The sequence below is a fragment of the Sphingomonas sp. AC435 genome, assembly GCF_979253005.1.
Genome location: NZ_CEEDCJ010000028.1, coordinates 1 through 364, shown reverse-complemented (window position 1 = coordinate 364; position 364 = coordinate 1). Strand labels below are relative to the sequence as shown.

The following is a 364-nucleotide window of genomic DNA, read 5'->3' as shown; positions in this document are numbered from 1 at the left end:
GGGCCATTGGTGCCGCAGCGAACGCCACGCTGGCTGCAACGAGTAGGTTGATCATGCCCGATCTCCACAGTGATATAACTTGCAGCGTACCAGCATCCGAAGTTTTGTAAATCGTAGCTTTTGCAGATGAACATCTTCTCAAAGCCATCGTGGATTTGAAAAATCTCACATGACGAGCGGGCAGGCGTTCTGGAGATGCGCGTTGAAGCTACCTTCGGCGACCTGAACGCGAGAAAGCCCGCGGCATCGTTGAGATGTTGCGGGCTGTCCTTGGTCTGCGTGGTGTTTGGTTGCGGGGACAGGATTTGAACCTGTGACCTTCAGGTTATGAGCCTGACGAGCTACCGGGCTGCTCCACCCCGCG

The 364-nt window shown here is 55.5% G+C and carries 1 tRNA gene; it reads right to left on the bottom strand.

Annotated elements, in window-relative coordinates:
• Positions 1–287: 287 nt before the first annotated feature.
• Positions 288–364, bottom strand: a tRNA-Met gene (locus AC0CH8_RS18830).